Genomic DNA, 22,574 nt, shown 5'->3' on the forward strand with positions numbered 1-22,574 from the left:
GGCTACAGGAAACCCGAAAGACGTCCACCAAGGAGGCCCTCATGACCGCTCGTGGCAAGCGCTGGATCGAGCACTGGGATCCGGAGAACGAGCAGTTCTGGGAGGAGACCGGCAAGAAGGTCGCCCGGCGGAACCTCTGGTTCTCCGTGCTGGCCGAGCACATCGGCTTCTCCGTCTGGACACTGTGGTCGGTCATGGTCCTGTTCATGGGCCCCAAGTACGGGTTCTCGGCCGCCGACAAGTTCCTGCTCGTTTCGACCCCGACGCTGATCGGCGCGCTCATGCGGCCGCTCTACACCTTCGCGGTGGCGAAGTACGGCGGCCGGAACTGGACGATCGTCAGCGCGTTGCTGCTGCTGGCGCCCACCATCCTGGCCGCGATCGCGATGGAGCCGGGCACCTCGCTCGGCACGTTCCTGCTGATCGCCGCGCTCGGCGGGGTCGGCGGCGGGAACTTCGCGTCGTCGATGACCAACATCAACGCGTTCTACCCCGAGAAGCACAAGGGCTGGGCGCTCGGGCTCAACGCGGGCGGCGGCAACCTCGGGGTGGCGGCGATCCAGCTGATCGGCCTGCTGGTCATCGGCACCGTCGGCGCGACCGCGCCCCGGCTGGTGCTGGCGATCTACATCCCGCTGATCGTGGTCGCGGCGGTCTGCGCGTACTTCTTCATGGACAACCTTTCCTCGATGAAGGGCGACACCAAGGCGATGCGCGAGGTCGTCAAGGACCCGCACACCTGGGTGATGTCGTTCCTCTACGTCGGCACGTTCGGCTCGTTCATCGGTTACAGCTTCGCCTTCGGCCTGGTGCTGCAGAACCAGTTCGGCAGGACTCCGCTGCAGGCGGCCGCGGTGACGTTCCTCGGACCGCTGCTCGGATCCTTCTCCCGGCCGACCGGTGGCTGGCTGGCCGACCGGATCGGCGGCGGCAAGATCACCTTCGCGACGTTCGTCGGGATGGCCGCGGCGACCGTGGTGCTGATCCTGGCGTCGACGTCGAACTCGCTGGCGCTGTTCACCGTGGCGTTCATCGTGTTGTTCGTGCTGACCGGGATCGGCAACGGCTCGACGTACAAGATGATCCCCGCGATCTTCCGTGCCAAGGCGAAGGTCGCGATCAGTGAAGGTGCCGACGAGACGCTCGAACTGCTGAAGGCGCGCAAGCTCTCCGGTGCGCTGATCGGGCTGGCCGGCGCGATCGGGGCGCTGGGCGGGCTGTTCATCAACCTGGCCTTCCGGCAGTCGTTCGCGGACACCAAGAGCGGGGTGCCGGCGTTCATCGCCTTCCTCGTCTTCTACGGGCTGTGCTTCGCCGTCACATGGGCGGTGTACCTGCGGAAACAGCAGGCGGAGGTGGCGAGCACCCGAGGTCTGGCGCTCGCCGGGGCGGAGGTCTGATGCGGAAACTCGTCGTCGCGGGACATGGCATGGTCGCGCACCGGCTCGTGGAAGCCGTGCGCGCGGAGGACAAGGCCGGCGAATGGCAGGTGGTGGTCCTCGCCGAGGAGGCGAGGCCCGCGTACGACCGTGTCGCTCTGACGTCCTATGTGGACACTTGGGATCCGGCTTCGCTGGCGCTGGAAGGGGCCGACTACGCCGACGACCCGCAGGTGGAACTGCGGCTCGGCGACGCGGTGACGTCGGTGGACCGTGACCGCAAGGTCGTCGTCACCGAGTCCGGGTACGTGCAGCCGTACGACGCGCTGGTCCTCGCGACCGGTTCGCGGCCGTTCGTCCCACCGGTGCCGGGTCACGATCTCCCGGGTTGTTTCGTCTACCGGACGATCGAGGATCTCGACGCCATCCGGGAAGCCGCTCAGCGGCCCGGCCGCGGTCGTCGTTCGGCGGTCGTCATCGGTGGTGGCCTGCTCGGTCTCGAAGCGGCGAAGGCGTTGCGGGACATGGGTCTCTCGCCCCACGTGGTCGAGATGGCGCCGCGCCTGATGCCGCTGCAGGTCGACGAAGGCGGTGGCGGCCTGCTGCGGCGGCTGATCACCGGACTCGACGTGACCGTCCACACGGGAACGTCGACCGACGCCATCGAGCCGGACGGCGAGCGGTACATCGCCAAACTCGGCAACGGCACGGAACTCGACGTCGACCTGGTCGTGTTCTCCGCCGGGATCCGGCCGCGCGACGATCTCGCCCGCTCGTCCGGCCTGGAGGTCGGCGCGCGCGGCGGCATCCTGGTCGACGAGTCCTGCCGGACGTCCGATCCGGCGGTGTACGCGATCGGGGAATGCGCGGCCGTGGCGGGGAAGGTGTACGGCATCGTGGCGCCCGGCTACGCGATGGCGGAGGTCGTCGCCGCGCAGCTGACCGGCGGCGAGGGCACGTTCCCCGAGCCGGACATGTCGACGAAGCTGAAGCTCATGGGCGTCGACGTCGCCAGTTTCGGCGACGCGCACGCGGCGACCGAGGGTGCGCTGGAGGTCGCGTTCAACGACGCTGTCGCCGGGACGTACAAGAAGCTCGTGATCTCGGACGACTCGAAGACGTTGCTCGGCGGGGTGCTGGTCGGCGACGCGAGCGAGTTCAACACCCTGCGCGCGATGGTCGGCAGGCCGCTGCCCGCCGAACCGGGCGCGATCCTCGCCCCGGCGGGCGGCGGATCGGCGGTCGGGGTCGACGCGCTGCCCGACGCCGCGCAGATCTGTTCCTGCAACGCGGTTTCCAAGGGTGCCATCACACACGCGATCACCGAAGAGGGTTGCGATTCGGTCGCCAAGATCAAGGGCTGCACCCGGGCCGGGACGGCGTGCGGTTCCTGCGTCCCGCTGCTCGGCAAGCTGCTGACGGCTTGCGGTGTGGAGCAGTCCAAGGCGCTGTGTGAGCACTTCTCGCAGTCGCGAGCGGAGCTGTTCCAGATCCTGCAGGCCACCCGGATCAGCACGTTCAGCGAGATGATCGACCGGTACGGCACCGGAACCGGGTGCGCCATCTGCAAACCGGCGATCGCGTCGATCCTGGCCACGCTGGGCAACGGGCACATCCTCGCCGGTGAGCAGGCGACCCTGCAGGACACCAACGACAAGTTCCTGGCGAACCTCCAGCGCAACGGCACCTACTCGGTGGTCCCGCGCATCCCCGGCGGCGAGATCACGCCGGAGAAGCTCATGGTCATCGCGCAGGTGGCGATGGACTTCGGGCTGTACACCAAGATCACCGGCGGCCAGCGGATCGACCTGTTCGGCGCCACCGTCGACCAGCTCCCGCTGATCTGGCGGCGGCTCGTCGACGCCGGGTTCGAGTCGGGACACGCGTACGGGAAGTCGTTGCGCACCGTCAAATCCTGTGTCGGTTCGACCTGGTGCCGTTACGGCGTCCAGGACAGCGTCGGGCTCGCGATCGAACTGGAGCTGCGCTATCGCGGACTGCGTTCGCCGCACAAGCTCAAGTCCGCGGTTTCGGGCTGTGCGCGGGAATGCGCCGAGGCGCGGAGCAAGGACTTCGGCATCATCGCCACCGACAAGGGCTGGAACCTCTACGTCGGCGGGAACGGCGGCGCGACCCCGCGGCACGCGGATCTGCTGGTGTCCGAAGTGGACACCGAGACGCTGATCCGCACGATCGACCGGTTCCTGATGTTCTACGTCCGCACGGCCGACCGGCTGCAGCGCACCGCGCCGTGGGTCGAGGAGATGGAAGGCGGTCTCGACCACCTGCGCGCGGTGATCGTCGACGACAAGCTCGGCATCTGCGAGGACCTCGACGCGGCCATGGCCAAGCACGTCGGCGACTACGCCGACGAATGGCGCGGCGTGCTGGAGGACCCGGAGAAGCTGGCGAAGTTCACCTCGTTCGTCAACGCGCCGGGCACACCGGATCCGACGATCTCGTTCCGTACCGAACGCGACCAGAAGGTGCCCGTGCTGCTGGGCATCCCGGAGGTGAAGCAGTGACGACCTCGATCGAGCGCACCTGGACCGCCATCTGCGCGGCGGGTGCCGTCCCCGAATGGTCCGGCGTCGCGGCCCTGCTCGACGACGGCGTCCAGGTGGCGATCTTCCGGCTGCCCGGCGACCGGTGGTACGCACTGTCCAATCTGGACCCGATCAGTGGTGCCGCGGTGCTTTCGCGGGGGATCGTCGGCGATGCCGGTGGTGTCCCCGTGGTGGCTTCGCCGGTGTACAAGGAACGGTTCGACCTGCGGACCGGCGAATGCCTCGACGCCGAGGGCGTCTCGGTCGAGGCGTACCGGGTCCGGGTCACCGGTGGCGTCGTGGAGGTGGAGTTCTCGCCGTGACAGAAGTCCTTCCCCTGGCGGGATTCGTCATCGGTATCACGGCGGCGCGGCGAGCTGACGAGCTCGGCGCGCTGTTCGTGCGTAAAGGCGCGACCGTGCGGTACGGCCCGGCGATCCGGATCGTGCCGCTTTCCGACGACACCGAACTGCGGTCGGCGACGATGCGGCTGCTGGAGGACCGGGTCGACGCGGTCGTCGCGACGACCGGGATCGGCTTCCGCGGCTGGATCGAGGCGGCCGAGGGCTGGGGACTGGGGGAGGAACTGCTGGCCCGGCTGGGGAAGTCCGCGCTGCTCGCGCGTGGCCCGAAGGCCAAGGGCGCGATCCGCGCGGCCGGGCTTTCGGAGGACTACTCACCGGCCTCGGAGAGCAACGCCGAGGTGTTGCAGCATCTCCTGGAGTCCGGTGTGGACGGTCAGCGGGTCGCGGTGCAGCTGCACGGCGAGCCGCTTCCGTACTTTGTGGACAGTCTGCGGGACGCGGGTGCCGAGGTGATCGAGGTGCCGGTGTACCGCTGGGTCGGGCCCACCGACCCCGGGCCGCTCGACCGGCTGCTGGACGCGGTGCTCGACGGTTCGGTGGACGCGTTGCCGTTCACCAGCGCACCGGCCGTCGCGTCGATGCTGGCGGTGGCGAAGCGGACAGGACGGCTGTCGGGAATCGTCAAGGCGCTGGAAAAACGGGTCCTGGTGGCCTGTGTCGGGCCGATCACCGCGGGGCCGCTGGCCGCGCTCGGGATCCCGACGGTGCAGCCCGCGCGGTCACGGATCGGGGCTCTCGCGCGGACCGTGTCCGACGCGCTCGAAGCCCGCTCGCCGCGGCTCACCGCGGGCGGGCGGAGTATCGAACTGCGGGGGCAGGCGGCGCTGGTGGACGGGCAGTGGTGCGACATCGCGCCCGCGCCGATGGCGCTGCTGCGGGCGCTGGCGGAGTCGCCGGGACGGGTGTTCTCGCGGCGGGAGCTGATCTCCGCGTTGCCCGACGGCGGCGAGGAACACGCCGTCGAGACCGCCATCGGGCGCCTGCGGAACGCCCTGGGCTCCCCGAAGGTGGTCCAAACGGTGGTGAAACGGGGCTACCGGCTGGCCGTCGACCCGTAATACCCGCATTTCGTCCTCTGGATGCGGTACTTGCGCGTGCAACCACCGCATCCAGAGGACGAAATGCGGGCGGTGGGAAGGGCGTCAGGCGAAGGTGACGCGGTGGTCGGGGAAGTCGCGGGCGGCGGCGACCCGGGCCGCCTCCTCCTCGGCCGCCTTCCGCACGGCCGGACGGAGGGAGCCGAACGGGGTGACGGTGAAGTCGAGCCGTTTCCGCCCGCTCGCCTTGGCCCGCCAGATCCCCGCGATCTCGCCGTCCGCCAGCAAAGCGCCGGGATTGCCGAGGATCTTCCAGACCTCCTTCTGCCGGGCCTTGTCCGGCACCAGCACGGCGCGGTCCCGCGCCTGCACGAACGGGTCCAGCGGCGGCAGCAGCCGGACCACGTCCGGCTCCGGCGGGTTCTCCAGCGACGGCAGGCGGTCTTCCGGCAGGAACGCCTTCTTGCCGTCGACCCGGACCTCGACCAGGTCGCCGGGCCACATCGCGTCGACTCCGGCGCGCGTCGTCCCGACGTAGGCGGCGGCGTCACCGGGAGCGGCGGGGCCGTTGATCCGCAGGTAGCCCTCGACCACTCGCGTCGCCGCCTTGACGTCGGGAGCGGTCTTCAGGCGGCCACGCTTTTCCAACGGGGCCAGCGTCGCCGGGGTCGCACCCGGTTCCAGCCGGACCCCGGCGTGGATCGTCGCGACCCGCATCAGCTGCTCGTAGATGTGCACGACACCGCAACCGCGGCACGCGTACGACAGGCCGCCGGGGATCAGTTTCGTGACCGCGCCGCTCACCGCGCCCTTGGTCAGCACCCCGGTGACGACCTCGCGGATCGCCTTCGCGGCGGTGAACAGCGCGTCCGTCGCGGACATCCCCGCGGCCTCGACCTGCTTGCGCTGCCACAGGATCCGGGCCATCGCATCCTGTTCGCCGAGCGGCACGAGAGCGGCCCGGACGGCGTCGATTTCCGCGCGGCGATGGAAATGCGGCGCGCCGCGATGCGTCCAGGCGAGGACGAACCGCCCGTCTTCCCAGACGTCCGGCCGGACCTCGCCGTCGAGACGGGCGGCGAGGCCCAGCAGGGCCGTGTCCCGCACGGAATCCTGCAGTCCGAGGTCGAACACGGCCGCCGCGACCGGGTCCGTCACTTCGCGATGCAGTCCGTGCGCCGCGATCCGGTACGCGAGCACCTGCTCACGGTCGACCTCGAGCACCTGTCCTCCTAAAGCGAGTAGTCGAACGTGTAGGACATCGTCGGCTCACCGAGGACGCCCGTGGCGGTACCGGTGCCGGTGATCCCGGCGAGTTCACCCGTTCCGGAGCCCTCGACCACCGAGAACGTCGACGAGATGCCCTTCGTGTCGAAACCGGTGTCGTGCTTGATCACGAAGCTGCCTTTACGTCCGTCCACGCTGCCCTCGACGCGTTCGAAGCCCGGCGCTGTCGTCCCGTCGCCGTCGTAGCCCTCACCCGCGTAGTACAGCAGGTAGTCGACGATCGACTCGCCTTCGATCAGCCCGCTGTAGGCGAGCGTGGCGTGCGCGTAGGCGACGCGCGGCCCGCCGTCGGTGCCGCTGACGATGTTCTCTTCCCAGTTCTTCATGGCGAACGTGTTCATGGGACTCACCCTGACAGTCATACCTGTCAGAACCTGTCAGGTTTTCGGGGATACTGGATCCATGCGCGCGAGCAGACTCCTGTCGGTCCTCCTCCTGCTGCAGAACCGCGGCCGGATGACGGCCGAGGAGCTGGCGGCCGAGCTGGAGGTGTCGGTCCGGACGGTCTACCGCGATGTCGAGGCGCTGTCCGCGGCCGGCGTGCCGGTGTACGCCGATCGCGGCCGTGCGGGTGGGTACCAGCTGGTCGACGGCTATCGGACGCGGCTGACCGGGCTGACCGAAGAGGAGGCGCAATCGCTTTCGCTGGCCGGGCTGCCGGGCGCGGCCGCCGAACTCGGACTGGGCACCGTCCTCGCCGCCGCGCAGCTCAAACTGCACGCGGCCATGCCCGCGGAGCTGCGCACCGGGGCGAGCAAGGTGTCCGAACGCTTCTATCTCGACGTCCCGGGCTGGCACCGCGGGATAGAGAGCCTGCCGCGGCTGTCCGAACTGGCCGACGCGGTGTGGCACACCCGGCGGATCAAGGTGCGCTACGAACGGTGGGGACAGCGGAAGGTCGACCGCGTGCTCGATCCGCTGGGCCTGATCCTCAAGGCGGGGAACTGGTATCTCGCGGCGCGGTGCGAGGGGAACGACCGGACCTACCGGGTCTCCCGCATCGAAGAACTCGAGGATCTCGGCGAGACCTTCGAGCGGCCGTCCGGTTTCGACCTCGTGCGCTACTGGCGGGAGTGGTCGGAACAGTTCGAAAAGCGGATGTACCCGCGGGTGGCGGTGGTCCGCCTGAACGAGCGGGCCCGCATACTGGTGCCGTTCTATCTGGGCGCGGTCGGCGCGCGGGCGCTGCGGGAAGCGGACGCCGAGCCGGACGAGGACGGCTGGCTGACGATGGACCTGCCCGTCGAGCCGGGAGAACCGGCCGTCGGTGAGCTGCTGCGCTTCGGCGGGAACCTCGAAGTGCTCGAACCGCCGGAGCTGCGCGAGCGGCTGGCGGAGGAGATCAGGAAGATGGGCGCGCGTTATGGCTGACCTGGACGGCATCACGATCGGGATCACCGCGGAACGGCGGGCCGACGACTTCGTCGCGGCACTGGAACGGCACGGCGCGACGGTGCTGCACGCGCCCACCATCCGCATCGTCCCGCTGCCGGACGACACCGAACTGCGCGCGGCGACGGACACCGTACTGGCCGCCCCCGTCGATTTCACCGCGGTCACCACCGGTGCGGGGTTCCGCGGCTGGCTTTCCGCCGCCGAAGGCTGGGGCCTGCGCGAACCGTTGCTGGAACGGCTGGCGGCGTCACGGATCTTCGTGCGCGGGCCCAAAGCGGCCGGTGCGGTGCGCGGTGAGGGCCTCCGCGAGGAATTCTCCGCGCCGGAGGAGAGCAACGCCGAACTGTTCGAGGGCCTGCGCGACGCCGGGGTGGGCGGGGCGCGGGTCGCCGTCCAGCTGCACGGCACCCTGCTGCCCGAACTCACCGGGCTGCTGCGGGAATCCGGCGCGAACGTCGTCCAGGCGCAGCCGTACCGCTGGCTTTCGCCGTCGGACGTCGAACCTGTGCACGCTCTCGTCGAAAGTGTGATCGCCGGGCGGGTGACCGCGCTGGCGTTCACGTCCGCGCCCGCGGCGACGAATCTGCTCACCCTCGCGGGCGCGCGGCGCGAAGAACTCCTTGCCGCACTGCGAGGTCCGGTGTTGTGCGCCTGCGTCGGACCGGTGACCGCCGCGCCGCTGGAAGCCGCCGGCGTCCCGACCGTCCAGCCGGAACGGCAACGACTCGGCGCCCTGGTGAAACTGCTCGTGGCCGAACTGGGCTCGTGAGTGGTAATGACGGTTAGAACCGTCATTACCACTCACGAGGCAGTGCGCATTCGGCCGTCTTGACGGGGGTGGTCTCCTTTGCCAGGCTCGACATACCGGACGCACGGGAGGGCGGCGGATGTCCGAGTCGCAATCGGTCACCTTCGTGCGCGCGATGTTGCGAAAGGGATCTTCGGTACTGGGCGCCGCCCCGGCCGATGAAGCCCCCGACCCCGATTCCGTTCCCGACTGGCGCTATCGCGAAGACGCGGGCGATTCGCTGCTGATGCGCGCGATCCGCTATTCCGCGCTCGGCCCGATCTTCTACCGCGTCGCCGCTTTTCCCAAGGTATACCTCGGTTTCCTGGTCGCGAACGGGTCGGCCGGGATCGTCCCGGTGCTGGGCACGACGATCTTGGCGGTGCTGCTGAACGTCTTCGCCGTCTGGTGGGTGGTGCGGGGCCGCGGTGTGCGGGCGAAGGCGTCCGGACGGCTGATGTACGCCGATCTCGCCGTCGGCGTGGTGCTCGCGACGTTCGTGGCCGCGACGGCGCCCGCCGGGATCCAGCCGTTCGCGATCGACGTCGCATGGACGTGGCTGGTCGGGACGGTGGCGTTGTGGACGCTGGCGTTCGGGTTGCCCGCCGCTTTCCTGGTGGTGCTCGGGGCCTTGCCGTTCCGCCTGTTCCTGACCTGGATCGGCGGGCTCCCGTTCGACGACCCGCTCGCGGTGAGCCGTTCGGTGGGCTGCATGGTCGCGCTCCTCGTGGCGATGGTGACCACGGCGGGGATCCTGATCCTGCTCGGCGTCGGGACGCGTTTCGCGCTCGGGATCGGGATGCGCCGCGGGCAGCGCGCCGAGCGGTTGCGGACTCAGCGGGTCATGCACGACAGCGTCTTGCAGACCCTCGAAGCGATGGGACTGGAAGCTCCGGACGACGATTCCGCGGCGTCGCAACGGCTCGCGGAGATGCGCGCGACCGCGCGGGCGCAGGCCGCCGAGCTGCGGCGCGAACTGTCCGGTCCGGAAGCGCCCTCGGCCCGCGGGCTCGCCGCGGATCTCGCCGAGGTCGCCACGGAGATGGCGCGTGACGGCCTCCGCACCCAGCTCGTCGCGGCGGAGACCGAAGAGGACTACCGCCTCTCGCACGCGCGCAGGACCGCCATCCGTGACGCCGTACGCGAAGCACTCCGGAACACCGTGAAGCACGCCGGGACGAAACAGGTCGTGCTTCGCGTCGAGGAGCGCGAAGGCGGCATCGCGGTCATCGCGCGGGATCAGGGGGCCGGCTTCAGCATGCTGGACCGGCCGCCGGGCTTCGGGATCAGCCAGTCGATCATGGCGCGGCTGGCGGAGGTCGGTGGGCGGGGGACCATCGATTCGCATCCGGGGCGCGGGACCCGGGTGACGCTCTGGGTGCCGCACTGACCGTCTCGTGAGTGGTAATGACGGTTCTAACCGTCATTACCACTCACGAGGGTTCAGTCGTCTTCGGAAGGGACCTCGCCGTTTTCGATCTGCCGCATGGCCTCACGCCCGGCTGCCTCTTCGCTCAGCCCCTGCCGCCAGTACCCGGTGAAACAGATCGCCCGCTTGTCGATCCCGCGCTCCCGCACGAGATGCCGCCGCGTCAGCTTCACCATGTTCGCCTCGCCGGAAATCCACGCGTACGGCGTCCCGCCCGGCAGCTCCGCCTTCCGCACCGCGTCGAGCACGGCCTCGCCGACAGGACCAGAGCCGCGCACCACCCAGTGCAGCTCCACCGCCCCCTGGGTTTCGAAGACCTGCCTGTCCTCGCGGTCCCCGATCTCGACGTAGACCACCGCCCTGGTCCCGGCGGGCAGCGCCTCGACGATCGCGCCGATCGCCGGGATCGCGGTCTCGTCGCCGATCAGCAGTTGCCAGTTGGTGCCCTCGGGTACGGCGTAGAGGCCGTGCGGGCCCAGGAACGCGACCTTGTCACCCTCCGAAGCGCGTGAAGCCCAGGCCGAAGCGGGGCCTTCGTCGCCGTGCAGGACGAAGTCGATGTCGATCTCCTGCACCGACGGCCGCAGCGCGCGCACCGTGTAGGTGCGCATCGACGGACGGATGTCGTCGGGCATCGCGAGATAGGTCCGGTACCAGGACAGCACCTCGTCGCCGCTCAGCGGCGCGGGCAGCACGGGCTCGGCCTGGCCGGGCTGCGGGAAGAACACCTTCAGGTACTGATCGGGTGCCTGGTCCACCAGCGACGCCCCCGAGAAGGTCACCCTGCTCATATGCGGGGTGAGCCGCCGGACCCCGGCCACCTTCGCCTCGATGTAACTCATTAGGCGAGGCTAACCTAAAAGAGCGCGCCGGGGCCAGCGTCGTCGTCCGTATCACGCCGCCACCGGTATTTCCGCAGGTCGACGCGCTGGCCATCGGCGAGGACACCCTCCGTGCGCAGCCGTTCCAGCTGTTCGTGCACCAGATGCGGCGCCGGTGTCCCGTCGGCGCGCAGAATGCGGTGCCAGGGCAGGTCGTGGCCGTCCTCACCGAGGATCCGCCCGACCAGCCGCGGTGACGGAGCCCCCGAAACCGACGCTATATCCCCATAAGTCGCGACCGAGCCGGCGGGCACGCTCGCGATGACCTCGCGCACCCGCTCGTGCAGTTCGTCATCCATGGGACCACTTTGCCGTGCCGCTGCGAGGTTGTGTCGGCGGGGCGTGGTTCCATCGTGGGCGTGAACGGGCGGCGAACAGCGGCAGGAACCGACGCGCGGCTGGTCCGCACGCCGGTCACCGGCACGCCCTCGTTCCAGTGGGATTCCGCCGCCCGCCGCCTGCTGGCCGCCCCGGACGGCTTCCGCCGGGTCCTCGGCGGGCCGGGCACGGGCAAGACGGCTTTGCTGGCGTCGGCGGCCTCACGACGGATCGCCGAGGGCGCGGATCCGGGGAGTGTGCTCATCCTGACCACCTCCCGCAAGGCGGCCGACGTCCTGCGCGCCGACATCACGCACCGGCTCACCACCGATCCGGAAGAGGATCCGCTACCGCGCACCATCCGCGAACCGCTCGTGCGCACGGTGCACTCGTACGCGTACGCGCTGTTGCGGATGGAGGCCCAGGCCGACGACCTCCCGCCGCCCCGGTTGCTGGCCGGGGCGGAACAGGACGTCGTCGTCCGCGAGCTGCTCGCCGGTGACCTCGAAGCGGGCGCGCTCGACTGGCCGGAACAGCTGCGGCCCGCGCTGAACGTGCCCGGTTTCGCCGAGGAACTGCGCGACCTCCTGCTCCGCGCCGCCGAACGCGGGCTGGGCCCGGAGGATCTGGCCGAACTCGGCAGGCGGCGCGGCCGCGACGAATGGATCGCGGCCGGGCACTTCTGGAGCCAGTACGAAGAGGTCACGCTGCTGCAGGGCGCGGGCGGCAACGCGCTCGGCGTCGCGAGCGCGCCCGCGCTGGACGCGGCCGAACTCGTCACTTCCGCGCTGCTGGCCCTGGAGGACGACCCCGAACTGCGCGAACGCGAGCAGCGCCGGGTCCGGCACCTGTTCGTCGACGACGCGCAGCATCTCGATCCGCTGCAGACCCAGCTCATCCGGCTCATCGGGCACGCGGCCGACGAGTTCGTCGTCGCGGGCGATCCCGACCAGTCCGTGTTCTCCTTCCGTGGCGCGGATCCCCGGCTGTTCGCCGACGCGGACGAGGACGGCGAGCGCACGGTCCTGCTGACCACCGCGCACCGGCTCGCCCCGGTGATCCGCACGGCCGTCACGAAACTCGGCTCCGTGCTGCCCGGTTCGTCACCGCAGCGCAAACTCGTCGACGCGCCGGACGCCGAGGGCGGCGCCGTGCGGGTCCGCCTGATGCCGACCCCGGCGGCCGAGGCGAGCTGGATCGCCGATCAGCTGCGCCGCGCGCATCTCGTCGACGGCGTGCCGTGGTCGGAGATGGCGGTGCTCGTCCGGTCGCCCGCCCGTACTTTCCTTGTCCTGCAACGCGCTCTCCGCGCCGCCGGGGTGCCGATCGGTTCGGCCACTGAGGAACTGCCTCTCGCGAAACAACCGGCCGTCCGGCCGTTGCTGGCGATGTTGCGGCTCGCCGCCGATCCGGAACTGCTCGACGTCGACCTCGCCGAGATGTTGCTGTCGTCGCCGCTGGGCGGCGCGGATCCGCTCGCCCTGCGGCGGCTTCGGCGCGGCCTGCGCAGGCTGGAACTCGCAGGCGGCGGGCAGCGGTCCAGTGACGAGCTGCTGGTTGAAGCCTTGCGCGCCAACGACGTCCTCACCGGCCTGGCGGAGGCCGAAGCGCTGCCGATGCGCCGGATCGGCGGCCTGCTGCACGCGGCACACCAGGCCGTGGTGCGGGGCGACGGAGTCGAGCAGGTGCTGTGGGATCTGTGGCAGGCCAGCGGTCTGGAACAGCGCTTCCTGCGGCTGGTCGATCGCGGCGGTTCCCTGGGCTCGCAGGCGGATCGCGACCTCGACGCGATCGTCGCGCTCTTCGACGCGGCCGGTCGCTATGTCGACAGATTGCCCAGGGCGAGTGTCGCCTCGTTCGCGGATTACCTGTCCTCGCAGAACATCGCCGGGGGCACGCTCGCGCCCGCAGCGATGAAGAGCGAAGGCGTTTCGCTGCTCACGGCGCACGCGGCCGCCGGTCGCGAATGGACGGTCGTCTCGGTCGCCGGGGTCCAGGAGGGCAGCTGGCCGGATCTGCGGCTGCGCGGTTCCGTGCTCGGTGTCGAGCGGTTGGTGGACCTCATGTCCGGCGTCGACGACGAGAAGGTGTCCGCCACCGCGCCGATCCTCGCCGAGGAGCGACGGCTGTTCTACCTGGCCGCGAGCCGCGCGCGGAAGACGTTGCTGGTCAGCGCGGTCGCGGGGGAGGACGAGCAGCCCTCGCGGTTCATCGACGACCTGGAGGAGAACGGCGCCGACGACGGCGGCCTCGACTCGCGGATGAAACCGGCGGGACGTTCGCTGGTGCTCGCCGAACTCGTCGGCGAACTGCGCGAGGTCGTCTGCGACGAGTCGAGCGAGCCGGAAAGGCGCCAACGGGCGGCACGTCAGCTCGCCAAACTGGCCGCCGCCGGGGTGCCGGGCGCGCATCCGGACACCTGGTACGGCCTGCTGGAGCCCTCCACCACCGAACCCGTGCACCAGCCGGGCGACCTCATCCGCATCTCACCGTCCACTGTGGAGGTTCTGGTCAAATGCCCGCTGCGGTGGCTGATCGAACGCCACGGCGGCAGCGATCCGGCGCAATTGGCCGCCGTCACCGGAACCCTGGTGCACGGGCTCGCGCAGGCGGTCGCCGGCGGCAGCAGTGACGAGCAGATCCGCGCTGCCCTCGACGAGGCGTGGGTGCGGGTCGACGCCGGGGCGCCGTGGTTCTCGCGCCGCGAACGGTCGCGGGTCGAGCAGATGCTGCGGAACTTCATCTCCTGGCTGGAAACCAGCCGCAAGGAGCTGATCGAGGCCGGGGTCGAGCAGGACATCGAGGTCGAACTCCCCGTCGGCGACGGCGACACCGGCGACATCCGCGTGCTCCTGCGTGGCCGGGTCGACCGGGTGGAGATGGACAAGGACGGCCGCCCGGTCGTCATCGACATCAAAACCGGCAAGGTCCCGATTTCGGCCTCGGACGCCGAACAGCATCCGCAGCTGGCCGCGTACCAGCTGGCCGTGCTGCTCGGCGCGGTCGAGGGCGGGTCGAAACCCGGTGGCGCGCGGCTGGTCTACGTCGCGAAGTCCAACAACAAGACCGGATCCACCCAGCGGGAGCAGGCGCCGCTGGACGAGGACGGCGGGAAGCAGTGGCTCGAACTGGTGCGTTCGGCGGCGGGCTCGGCCACCGGACCGGAGTACGGGGTCATCGAGAACCCGGACTGTGATCGGTGCCCGGCAAGGGGTTGCTGTCCGCTGCGGCCCGAGGGCAGGCAGGTGACCGGTCCTTGATCTCCGAACTCCAGCGCCGTCAGGTCGAACCGGGCGAGATCGCCCGCGCGCTCGGCCTGCACAGCCCGACCGACGAACAGGCCGAGGTCATCGCCGCACCCGTCGAGCCTTCGCTGGTGGTCGCGGGGGCGGGCGCGGGCAAGACCGAGACGATGGCCGCGCGCGTGGTGTGGCTGGTGGCCAACAGTGTCGTGCCGCCGGAACGCGTCCTCGGCCTGACCTTCACCCGCAAGGCCGCCCGCCAGCTCGGGGAGCGTGTCCGCACCCGGCTGCGCCGCCTGGTCGGGTCGGGGCTGCTCGACAGGATCGACCCGACCGGCGACCTGCGCATGACGGTGACCGCCGGGGAGCCGACGGTGCTCACCTACCACGCGTACGCCGGGCGCCTGCTGTCCGAACACGGGCTGAGGTTGCCGGTGCAGCCCGGGGTGCGGTTGCTTTCGGAGACGTCTTCGTGGCAGTTCTCGCACCGGGTCGTGTCCACTTGGGACAATGACCTCGACACCGATCGCGTGCCCTCCACGGTGACGGCGCAGTTGCTGGCGCTGGCCGGGGAACTCGGCGAGCACCTGGTGGAGACCGAACGGCTGGCGCAGTACACGTCGTGGCTGTGCGAGGTCATCGAGAACGCGCCGCGGGCCAAGGGGCAGCGAGCCGCGCTCCCGCAGAAGCTGGCCGAAGTCATGACGGCGCAACGGTTCCGGCTCGCGCTGCTGCCGCTGGTCGAGGCCTATCACGCGCGGAAGCGGGCCGAGGGCGCGCTCGACTTCGCCGATCAGATGTCGTTGGCCGCGCAGCTCGCCAGCAGCTATCCGGCGGTGGTGGCGGGGGAGCGCGAACGGTACGGCGCGGTGCTGCTCGACGAGTACCAGGACACCGGGCACGCCCAGCGGATCCTGCTGCGGTCGCTGTTCGGCGGTGTGGAACATCCGCCGATGCCGGTGACGGCGGTGGGTGACCCGGCGCAGGCCATCTACGGCTGGCGCGGGGCGAGCGCGGCGAACCTGCCGCGGTTCACCACGGACTTCCCGAGGGACAACGGGGAACGGCTCGTCCCGGCACTGGATTTCGGGCTGCTGACCAGTTTCCGCAATCCGCCGGAGGTGCTGGAACTCGCCAACGCGATCTCGGAACCGTTGCGGGAGCGGGGTCTCGGCGTCGCGCGGCTGCGGGCGCTGGAAGGCGCCGGGACGGCGGACATCGCCGCCGCGCTCCAGCCGGACGTCCGCGCCGAACGCGAATGGGTCGCCGACGCGGTGGCGAAGCGCTGGTTCGAAACCCTGGAGGAGACCGGGAAACCGCCCACGGCGGCGGTACTGGTCCGGCGCCGCGCCGACATGGCACCGATCGCGGCGGAGATGCGGGCGCGCGGGCTGCCGGTGGAGGTCGTCGGCCTCGGCGGACTGCTCGACGAACCCGAGGTCGCGGACCTGGTCAGCACGCTGCGGGTGCTCGCAGATCCGCTCGCGGGCAGTGCGGCCGCCCGGCTGCTGACCGGGGCGCGCTGGCGGATCGCGGCGGCCGACCTCGCGGCGTTGTGGCGTCGTGCGGGTGAGCTCTCCTCGCCGGAGTCGTCGTCGGGGAAGTCCGATGTGGACGAACCGGTGCTGGTGACCGAACGCGTCGAGCAGGCGGGGCTGATCGACGCCATCGACGATCCCGGTACGCCGGAACGGTATTCGCCGGAGGGGTTCCGGCGTATCCAGCGGATCGGCAGGGAACTGTCGGCGTTGCGCCGTCGCCTCGACCAGTCGCTGCCCGAACTGGTCGCCGACGTGGAACGCACGATGCTGCTCGACGTCGAATCGCTGGCCCGTCCCGGGCCTGCCGGGCGCGCGCACCTGGACGCTTTCGCCGACGTCGTCACGGATTTCGCCGAAACCTCGCCGACGGCGACGCTGTTGTCCTTTGTGGACTATTTGAACACCGCCGCGCACGCGGAGGACGGGCTCACCCCCGGCGAGGTGGAGGTCGTCCCGGACCGGGTCCAGGTGCTGACAGTGCACTCGGCGAAGGGGCTGGAATGGCGCATCGTCGCGGTTCCGCATCTGGTGAAGGAGGTCTTCCCCGGCAGGCGGCGTTCGTCGTCGTGGCTGCGGACGTCGACCTCGCTTCCGGCCGCGCTGCGCGGTGACTCGGAAGACCTGCCGGAGCTGCGGATCTCCGAGGGCTATGACCGCAAGGAAGTCCAGGAAGCGCTGGAGCTGCACGAAGAAGGGTTCGTGGCGCGGGAGGCGGACGAGGAGCGGCGGCTCTGTTACGTCGCGCTGACCCGTTCCGAGCACACGCTGATCGTTTCCGGGCACTGGTGGAACGAGAGCAGCGCGCGGCCGAAGGGTCCTTCGGAGTTCCTGCTCGAAATCGGCGAGGTGATGCGGGAGAACTCGGTCGGCCGGATCGAGCGCTGGGCCGAGGAACCGGAGGGCGACGAAGAGAACCCGCTGGTCGCCGACTCACGCCGGTCGCGGTGGCCGGTCGATCCGCTGTGGCCGCGGCGTGAGGGCGTCGCGGACGGGGTCGATCTGGTGCTCGGCGCCATGGAGGCCGCGAAGGACACTGAGGACGCCGAGGACGCCGAGGCCACCGAGGAAGAGGACGATCCGGACGGCTGGATCTCCGACACCAAGGTGCTGCTGGAGGAGCGCGCGCGGGCGCAGAACCGGGTCCAGCAGGTCGTCCTGCCGCCGCATCTTTCGGTGAGCCAGCTGGTCGAACTGTCGGCCGATCCGGCCGGGCTGGCCAGGCGGCTGCGGCGGCCGCTTCCGGTGCGTCCCAACACTTACGCGCGCCGGGGGACGGCGTTCCACGGGTGGCTGGAGCAGCGGTTCGGCGGCGAGCAGCTGCTGGAGATCGACGATCTGCCCGGCGCGGCGGACGTCGACGAGGCGCCCGACACCGAGCTGGAGGCGCTGCGGACGGCGTTCGAGAAGAGCGAGTGGGCGAACCGGGTGCCGCACGCGGTCGAGGTCCCGTTCTCGGCCGACGTCGTGGGCGTGACCGTGCGCGGCCGGATGGACGCGGTCTTCGCCGATCCCGACGGCGGCTGGACCGTCGTCGACTGGAAGACCGGCGCCGTCCCGGAAGAGGGACGGCTCGCTTCGCTGGCCGTGCAGCTGGCGGCGTACCGGCTGGCGTGGGCGGCGCTGAAGAAGATCCCCGTGGAGAAGGTACGGGCTGCCTTCCACTATGTGAAACACGACAAAACCGTCCGCCCGGCCGACCTGCTGGACGCCGAAGGCCTGCGAAACCTCCTGCGACGCGTCCCCACGATCTAGCGTTTCGTCCTCTGGATGCGGTACTTGCGTGTGCAACTACCGCATCCAGAGGACGAAACGCGGGAGGGGGGTCAGGCGCGGTCGCGGACCTTCAGTGCCCAGGTCACCAGCGGGATCTGGAGCGGCACGCGGGCCCAGAAGGCCGCCCGCCAGTGCTTCGGCGCCTTCCGGCGGTCGGCGTCGACGGCCATCTTCACGTTCCCCGGCAGGACGACGACGAACAGCAACGCGGCCGCGAGCCCGCCGAGACGGCGCGTTTTCGGCGCGGCGATCGCGGCGGCGACGCCCAGCTCGGCGACGCCCGAGCCGTAGGTCCACGCGCGAGGGGAGCCGGGAAGCTGCTTCGGGATGATGGCGTCGAAGGGTTTTGGCTGGACGAAGTGCAGGACGCCGGCCGTGCCGAGGAGGCCGGCGAGGAAATACGCGGGCCGCTGGGACGGCTTGGATTCCGAAGACATGCCCCGAGCTTCGCATACCGCGCTGAACACGCGGTTCGTCGGCTATCCTCGGCGACCGTGAGTGACGCGGACCAGGCCGGAGCCTGTGCATGAGGGTTCTCAAGCGTTTCCCGGTCCGGTTGAGCGACCGCCCGGACCATGAGCTCGTCGGCGTGATCCGGATGCCGGAACTGACGGTCAGCCCGCTGCGGTCGATCCTCAAACGGATCATCGGCGCGATGCTCGCCCTGCTCGCGACCGTCCTGATCGTCTACCTCGGCCGAGACGGCTACCGCGACGCCAACGGCGACGGGCTCAGCTTCCTCGACAGCCTCTATTACGCGACCGTGTCGCTGTCGACCACGGGGTACGGCGACATCGCGCCCGCGACGTCGTCCGCGCGGCTGGTGAACGTCCTGGTGATCACCCCGCTGCGCGTGCTCTTCCTCATCGTCCTGGTCGGTACCACACTCGAAGTGCTCACCGAGCGCTCTCGCCAGGCTTTCAAGATCCAAAAGTGGAGGACGAAGGTGCGTGACCACACGGTCGTCGTCGGATTCGGCACGAAGGGCCGGTCGGCGGTCAACGCGCTGCTCGGGGACGAGAACGTCGAACCCGACCACATCGTCGTCGTCGACACCGACCAGCAGGCCCTCGAAGCGGCCACCTCGCTCGGCCTGGTGACCGTGCACGGTTCGGCCACCCGCGCCGACGTGCTGCGGGTCGCCGGCGTGCAGCGGGCCAAGGCCGTCGTCGTCGCCCCGAACCGGGACGACACCGCGGTGCTGGTCACCTTGACCGCGCGTGAACTGGCGCCCAAGTCGCACATCGTGGCTTCGGTGCGGGAGGCGGAGAACGTCCACCTGCTCAAGCAGTCGGGCGCGAACCAGGTCGTGGTGTCGAGCGAGACGGCCGGGCGCCTGCTGGGCATGGCGACGTCGACGCCGCTGGTGGTCGACATGGTCGAGGACCTGCTCACCCCCGAGTCGGGCCTCGCCATCGCCGAACGGCCGGTGGAACCGTCCGAAGAGGGCGGTTCGCCGCGGCATCTGTCGGACATCGTGCTGGGCGTCGTCCGCGACGGCGTCCTGTACCGCGTCGACGCCCCGCAGGCCGACGCGATCGAGCCGGGCGACAAGCTGCTGTACGTCCGGAAGGTGACGTCCGCGGAGACCATCGAGCGCTGACGCGGCGGCGGTAGCAAGGGACCTTTGCTATCGCGGCGAGGGCTGACCTGGGGTTTTATCGCTTTCGTGCGTGAGCTGAAGGCTCCTTGTGTCGCGTCTGATACGGCGAAGGGAGCCCCGCCCGTGGCCCCAGCAACACCACTGGCCCGAGCAGTCACAGCGGGCGGCGCGTGAAGGCCTTGCCAAGTACATGACGGTCCCTTCCTCGCGCCTGGTCAGGTTCCGGCAAAGTCGGCTATCCGCTGGTGCCGGTGGGCCGAGTGTGGAGGATTTGGGACATTGAACGTCCCAAATCCTCCACACTCGGGGTCTTCCCCCATTCTCTGTTGATCAAGCTTCGCAACCGGGTGCGAACCCGCGACGATGAAGGAATTGGGACACTCAACGTCCCAATTCCTTCATCGTCGGCCTGCAAGAGGCAGCCGAGACCCACTCGCCCGAATCCTCCACATCGTCCCGGAGCGAGACCCGCGACGCCTCAGCTGCCGCCACGAGACCATCGAACGGCGGTAGCAAGGGACCTTTGCTATCACTCTCGCCGCGGGGAGGGTTCGCTGTGTTTTGCCGCGTGGTTCTGGGAGCATGGCGATCGTGCGCAAGCGATCGGACCCCGCCAGAGGGCTCACCCCGGGGTGGAACTCCCTGGCCGTGGCGGCCGGTGCCGGCCTGCTGGTGATCTTTCTGGCCTGGCTCGCCGGGCCGGGTCTGTTCGGCATCACGAACGAGAAGCGAGGGACGACCGTGCGGGCCGAGGTCGTCCAGCCCGTGCCCTGCGCGGGCGGCGCCATCACCGAGACCGTCAAGTTCGAATTCGGCGGACGGCCGATGGAGGGTTCGCTCAACGCCTGCGGGCACGGCAAGGGGGAGCGGCTCGACGTCGTCGTCCCCGACGGCGCCGCGGGTGACGCGGTCTCCGTGCACGCGGCCGACGCGGCGGCCGGGGCCAGCGACGCGCGGCGGCCGGTCGGGCTGGCACTGCTGGTGTTCAGCTGCTTCGCCGGCGGGATGTACGTCTTCCTCGTCCTGCGCGGTCCACGGAGGCTCGCGACGGCGTGACCGGACTGTGTCTCGTCATTTGGCGAGCTGGTTCCTAGAGTTCTCGCGACACCTGGGGGTGGCGCGACATGGTCGAGCAAGACCGGATCGGCGACGAAGCCGGATCCATCGGTGAGCGGCGGAGCCGGGTACCGTGGCTAGTCGGCCTGATCGTGCTGGTGATCTTGCTGGTCGGCGGTCTCGTCCTCGTCGGCGCCCGCGCGCTCGCGCCCACACAGGCGGCCGAGGAGCCACCGCCGCCACCGCTGCCGTTCTGTGCCGTGGCCCAGGTCAAGGTCGCCGAGGGAAAACCGGTGCGGCAACGGCTGCCCGAGCCGGTGGTCACCCTGCCGACCGGCTGCCGCCCGCCCGATCCGGCGGCCGCCGTCACCTTCGCCGACGTGGTCGTCGGCACCGGGCCGGAGAAGGCGCAGGGCAGCAATTACCTGGCCTTTTTCGCGTTGTACGACCTCGCCAGCGGCGAGGTGATCGCGTCGAACTGGCAGCCGAGGCATCAGTACGACGGCCTGTCCGGCGGTGCCGTCGAACCGGCAGGGGGTCTCTGGAGCAGTGGTCTCGCCGGGATGAAGCCCGGTGGCCGCCGGGTGCTCCTGCTGCCCGCCGTCCTCGGGGAACGTGCCCAGGACCCCGTCGAGATGTACCGCTCGGTGCCGCTGGTCGCGGTCGTCGACGTGCTCTGAACCGCACGCGTTTCGTCCTCTGGATGCGGTAGTTCGACGTCGAAATACCGCATCCAGAGGACGAAACGCGAGGAAAAGGGAAGGGGTCAGGAGACGGCGCTGGCCGGGGCCGAGAAGGTGTTGCAGTCGGCCACCCGGTTGTTGCTCGCCCCCGCGCGCCACCAGGACGCGTAATGCGCGTTCGTCCCGTGGTCCTGGCTGCGCGAGGTGTTGTCGCCCCGGGTCTCCTGGTCGTTCCAGGCCTTGTTGTACATGTCCCGGCTGACCGTGCCGCCCTGGTCGACATGCGCGCCGAGGAACATCCCGGAGAAGCACTGCGCCTGCAGTTCCTTGCGCCGCGACATCTCCAGCCCGGCGGGGCTGTTCTGGCCCGCGTCGTAGATCTTCTGCCAGGCCGCGTCCATCAGCCCGGCGACCTCCTGCACGTGATGCCCGTACTCGTGCGCGAAAAGGGCCAGGTAGACGCCAGGGTTGTTGCCGTACTGGTCGGTCTGCAGACCCCGGAACGGCACGTAGAGGTTGTTCTCGCAGTAGTAGGCCGCCGTCGCGATGCCGACCTGGATCGTGCCGCATTCGGTTTCGAAGCTGGCGCCGGTCGGGAAGTGCAGCGCGGGCGGGGTGAACGGCAGGCGGTAGGCCTCGAGGAACGGGCCCCACGCGTTGTCGAGGCACTTGCCCGCGGCGGTGAAGAACGCCTCGGCGGCCTGCTGGCTGCTCTGCCACTGCGGCAGCGTGCAGACGCGGTTCTGCAGGCCGGCGTTGGGATCCTGGAGGATCGGGTGATCGGCGAGCTTGAGGATCTTCTGCGGTCCGCTCGGCGAGGACGGCGTCCTGGACGGCGACGTCGGGAACGGGTCCGGTGAGGACGAAGGTGACGACGACCCGCTCGGCGGCAGCGCCGCCGGGGAAGTCGGGTTCGGGGAGTTCTGGTAGCCCGCGTTCGCTACGTGATCGTTGTCGTCACGATTGAGTGAAACGATGGCGACCAGGCCGAGGACCAGGACGGCGACCGCGCCGAGGCAGATCCCGATGATCGCGCCCGTCGACCGGCGTGGCGGCGTCGGGAACTGGTGTGGCGCACCGTGCCACTGCCCAGGAGGCTGGCCGTGCACCGGCGGTGGCTGGACGGCGCCGCGTGGCGGCCACTGGCCGTGGGGCGGTTGCGTCATCAAGTCGGTCCCGGTGGTTCTAGGGGCGAACCGGGGGTACCCGGCCCGATGTTCAGCATAACGAGCTAATGGGTCTCCCTCCCACT

18 protein-coding genes are annotated in these 22,574 nt (G+C 70.1%); 12 read left to right on the forward strand and 6 right to left on the reverse strand.

Going from position 1 to position 22,574, the window contains the following annotated elements:
- Positions 1 to 41: 41 nt before the first annotated feature.
- Genes L324_RS30315 through L324_RS30330 form a run of 4 tightly spaced genes read left to right on the forward strand, consistent with a single transcriptional unit; the run spans position 42 to position 5,348 of the window.
- Positions 42 to 1,400, forward strand: coding sequence for a nitrate/nitrite transporter (locus L324_RS30315; protein WP_037316419.1), 1,359 nt, complete (start codon positions 42 to 44; stop codon positions 1,398 to 1,400).
- Positions 1,400 to 3,904 (forward strand): nitrite reductase large subunit NirB, encoded by a 2,505-nt coding sequence (gene nirB, locus L324_RS30320; protein ID WP_037316421.1) that lies wholly within the window; start codon positions 1,400 to 1,402, stop codon positions 3,902 to 3,904. The genes L324_RS30315 and nirB overlap by 1 nt, the downstream gene beginning before the upstream one ends.
- Positions 3,901 to 4,248 (forward strand): nitrite reductase small subunit NirD, encoded by a 348-nt coding sequence (gene nirD, locus L324_RS30325; protein ID WP_037316424.1) that lies wholly within the window; start codon positions 3,901 to 3,903, stop codon positions 4,246 to 4,248. The genes nirB and nirD overlap by 4 nt, the downstream gene beginning before the upstream one ends.
- Entirely contained in the window at positions 4,245 to 5,348 is a 1,104-nt protein-coding gene (locus L324_RS30330) for a uroporphyrinogen-III synthase (RefSeq protein ID WP_037316427.1), read from the forward strand. The genes nirD and L324_RS30330 overlap by 4 nt, the downstream gene beginning before the upstream one ends.
- 84 nt (positions 5,349 to 5,432) lie before the next feature.
- On the opposite strand, the gene L324_RS30335 is transcribed toward L324_RS30330, so the two are convergent.
- Entirely contained in the window at positions 5,433 to 6,551 is a 1,119-nt protein-coding gene (locus L324_RS30335; protein ID WP_037316430.1) for a DNA glycosylase AlkZ-like family protein, read from the reverse strand.
- 8 nt (positions 6,552 to 6,559) lie between these two features.
- Entirely contained in the window at positions 6,560 to 6,955 is a 396-nt protein-coding gene (locus L324_RS30340; RefSeq protein WP_037316433.1) for a DUF3224 domain-containing protein, read from the reverse strand.
- Between the two features lie 61 nt (positions 6,956 to 7,016).
- Here L324_RS30340 and L324_RS30345 point away from each other — a divergent pair, with 61 nt between their 5' ends.
- The 3 genes from L324_RS30345 to L324_RS30355 all read left to right on the forward strand — a co-directional run bounded on the left by L324_RS30345 (position 7,017) and on the right by L324_RS30355 (position 10,186).
- A complete protein-coding gene (locus L324_RS30345; protein ID WP_037316436.1) occupies positions 7,017 to 7,985 on the forward strand; it encodes a helix-turn-helix transcriptional regulator in 969 nt (322 codons plus the stop codon).
- Positions 7,978 to 8,778: a uroporphyrinogen-III synthase gene (locus L324_RS30350; RefSeq protein WP_037316439.1), complete on the forward strand. Its 801-nt coding sequence runs from the start codon at positions 7,978 to 7,980 to the stop codon at positions 8,776 to 8,778. The genes L324_RS30345 and L324_RS30350 overlap by 8 nt, the downstream gene beginning before the upstream one ends.
- A 118-nt stretch (positions 8,779 to 8,896) precedes the next feature.
- Positions 8,897 to 10,186, forward strand: coding sequence for a sensor histidine kinase (locus L324_RS30355; protein ID WP_037316442.1), 1,290 nt, complete (start codon positions 8,897 to 8,899; stop codon positions 10,184 to 10,186).
- Positions 10,187 to 10,239: 53 nt separating this feature from the next.
- Here the strand turns inward: L324_RS30355 and L324_RS30360 are convergent, their stop codons facing one another.
- Both L324_RS30360 and L324_RS30365 read right to left on the reverse strand, forming a co-directional pair.
- Positions 10,240 to 11,067 (reverse strand): siderophore-interacting protein, encoded by an 828-nt coding sequence (locus L324_RS30360; RefSeq protein WP_037316445.1) that lies wholly within the window; start codon positions 11,065 to 11,067, stop codon positions 10,240 to 10,242.
- Between the two features lie 14 nt (positions 11,068 to 11,081).
- Positions 11,082 to 11,405, reverse strand: a complete 324-nt coding sequence (locus L324_RS30365) for an MGMT family protein (RefSeq protein WP_037316448.1) — start codon at positions 11,403 to 11,405, stop codon at positions 11,082 to 11,084.
- A 54-nt stretch (positions 11,406 to 11,459) separates the two neighbouring features.
- On the opposite strand from L324_RS30365, the gene L324_RS30370 reads away from it, so the two are divergent.
- Both L324_RS30370 and L324_RS30375 read left to right on the forward strand, forming a co-directional pair.
- Positions 11,460 to 14,684, forward strand: a complete 3,225-nt coding sequence (locus tag L324_RS30370; RefSeq protein ID WP_173426416.1) for an ATP-dependent helicase — start codon at positions 11,460 to 11,462, stop codon at positions 14,682 to 14,684.
- Positions 14,681 to 17,959, forward strand: a complete 3,279-nt coding sequence (locus tag L324_RS30375; RefSeq protein WP_037316451.1) for an ATP-dependent helicase — start codon at positions 14,681 to 14,683, stop codon at positions 17,957 to 17,959. Before L324_RS30370 ends, L324_RS30375 begins: the two co-directional genes overlap by 4 nt.
- 71 nt (positions 17,960 to 18,030) lie before the next feature.
- On the opposite strand, the gene L324_RS30380 is transcribed toward L324_RS30375, so the two are convergent.
- Entirely contained in the window at positions 18,031 to 18,417 is a 387-nt protein-coding gene (locus tag L324_RS30380) for a DoxX family protein (protein WP_037316454.1), read from the reverse strand.
- A gap of 89 nt (positions 18,418 to 18,506) precedes the next feature.
- Here L324_RS30380 and L324_RS30385 point away from each other — a divergent pair, with 89 nt between their 5' ends.
- From L324_RS30385 to L324_RS30395, 3 genes are all read left to right on the forward strand, one after another.
- Complete coding sequence (locus tag L324_RS30385; RefSeq protein WP_037316457.1) at positions 18,507 to 19,583, forward strand: potassium channel family protein; 1,077 nt, start codon at positions 18,507 to 18,509, stop codon at positions 19,581 to 19,583.
- A 648-nt stretch (positions 19,584 to 20,231) separates the two neighbouring features.
- Positions 20,232 to 20,639, forward strand: coding sequence for a hypothetical protein (locus tag L324_RS30390; protein ID WP_152547052.1), 408 nt, complete (start codon positions 20,232 to 20,234; stop codon positions 20,637 to 20,639).
- A 68-nt stretch (positions 20,640 to 20,707) separates the two neighbouring features.
- A complete protein-coding gene (locus tag L324_RS30395) occupies positions 20,708 to 21,319 on the forward strand; it encodes an FKBP-type peptidyl-prolyl cis-trans isomerase (RefSeq protein WP_037316461.1) in 612 nt (203 codons plus the stop codon).
- 86 nt (positions 21,320 to 21,405) lie between these two features.
- On the opposite strand, the gene L324_RS30400 is transcribed toward L324_RS30395, so the two are convergent.
- Positions 21,406 to 22,488, reverse strand: coding sequence for a neutral zinc metallopeptidase (locus tag L324_RS30400; RefSeq protein WP_235783683.1), 1,083 nt, complete (start codon positions 22,486 to 22,488; stop codon positions 21,406 to 21,408).
- Positions 22,489 to 22,574 lie beyond the last annotated feature (86 nt).

The organism is Amycolatopsis orientalis DSM 40040 = KCTC 9412, assembly GCF_000478275.1.
Taxonomy (GTDB): domain Bacteria; phylum Actinomycetota; class Actinomycetes; order Mycobacteriales; family Pseudonocardiaceae; genus Amycolatopsis; species Amycolatopsis orientalis.

Coding starts and splice junctions, on each gene's coding strand:
- nirB (WP_037316421.1), top strand. CDS start 1,400: ATGCGGAAACTCGTCGTCGCGGGACATGGCATGGTCGCGCACCGGCTC.
- L324_RS30315 (WP_037316419.1), top strand. CDS start 42: ATGACCGCTCGTGGCAAGCGCTGGATCGAGCACTGGGATCCGGAGAAC.
- L324_RS30360 (WP_037316445.1), bottom strand. CDS start 11,067: ATGAGTTACATCGAGGCGAAGGTGGCCGGGGTCCGGCGGCTCACCCCG.
- L324_RS30385 (WP_037316457.1), top strand. CDS start 18,507: ATGAGGGTTCTCAAGCGTTTCCCGGTCCGGTTGAGCGACCGCCCGGAC.
- L324_RS30355 (WP_037316442.1), top strand. CDS start 8,897: ATGTCCGAGTCGCAATCGGTCACCTTCGTGCGCGCGATGTTGCGAAAG.
- L324_RS30395 (WP_037316461.1), top strand. CDS start 20,708: ATGGTCGAGCAAGACCGGATCGGCGACGAAGCCGGATCCATCGGTGAG.
- L324_RS30380 (WP_037316454.1), bottom strand. CDS start 18,417: ATGTCTTCGGAATCCAAGCCGTCCCAGCGGCCCGCGTATTTCCTCGCC.
- L324_RS30340 (WP_037316433.1), bottom strand. CDS start 6,955: ATGAACACGTTCGCCATGAAGAACTGGGAAGAGAACATCGTCAGCGGC.
- L324_RS30345 (WP_037316436.1), top strand. CDS start 7,017: ATGCGCGCGAGCAGACTCCTGTCGGTCCTCCTCCTGCTGCAGAACCGC.
- L324_RS30400 (WP_235783683.1), bottom strand. CDS start 22,488: ATGACGCAACCGCCCCACGGCCAGTGGCCGCCACGCGGCGCCGTCCAG.
- L324_RS30350 (WP_037316439.1), top strand. CDS start 7,978: ATGGCTGACCTGGACGGCATCACGATCGGGATCACCGCGGAACGGCGG.
- L324_RS30365 (WP_037316448.1), bottom strand. CDS start 11,405: ATGGATGACGAACTGCACGAGCGGGTGCGCGAGGTCATCGCGAGCGTG.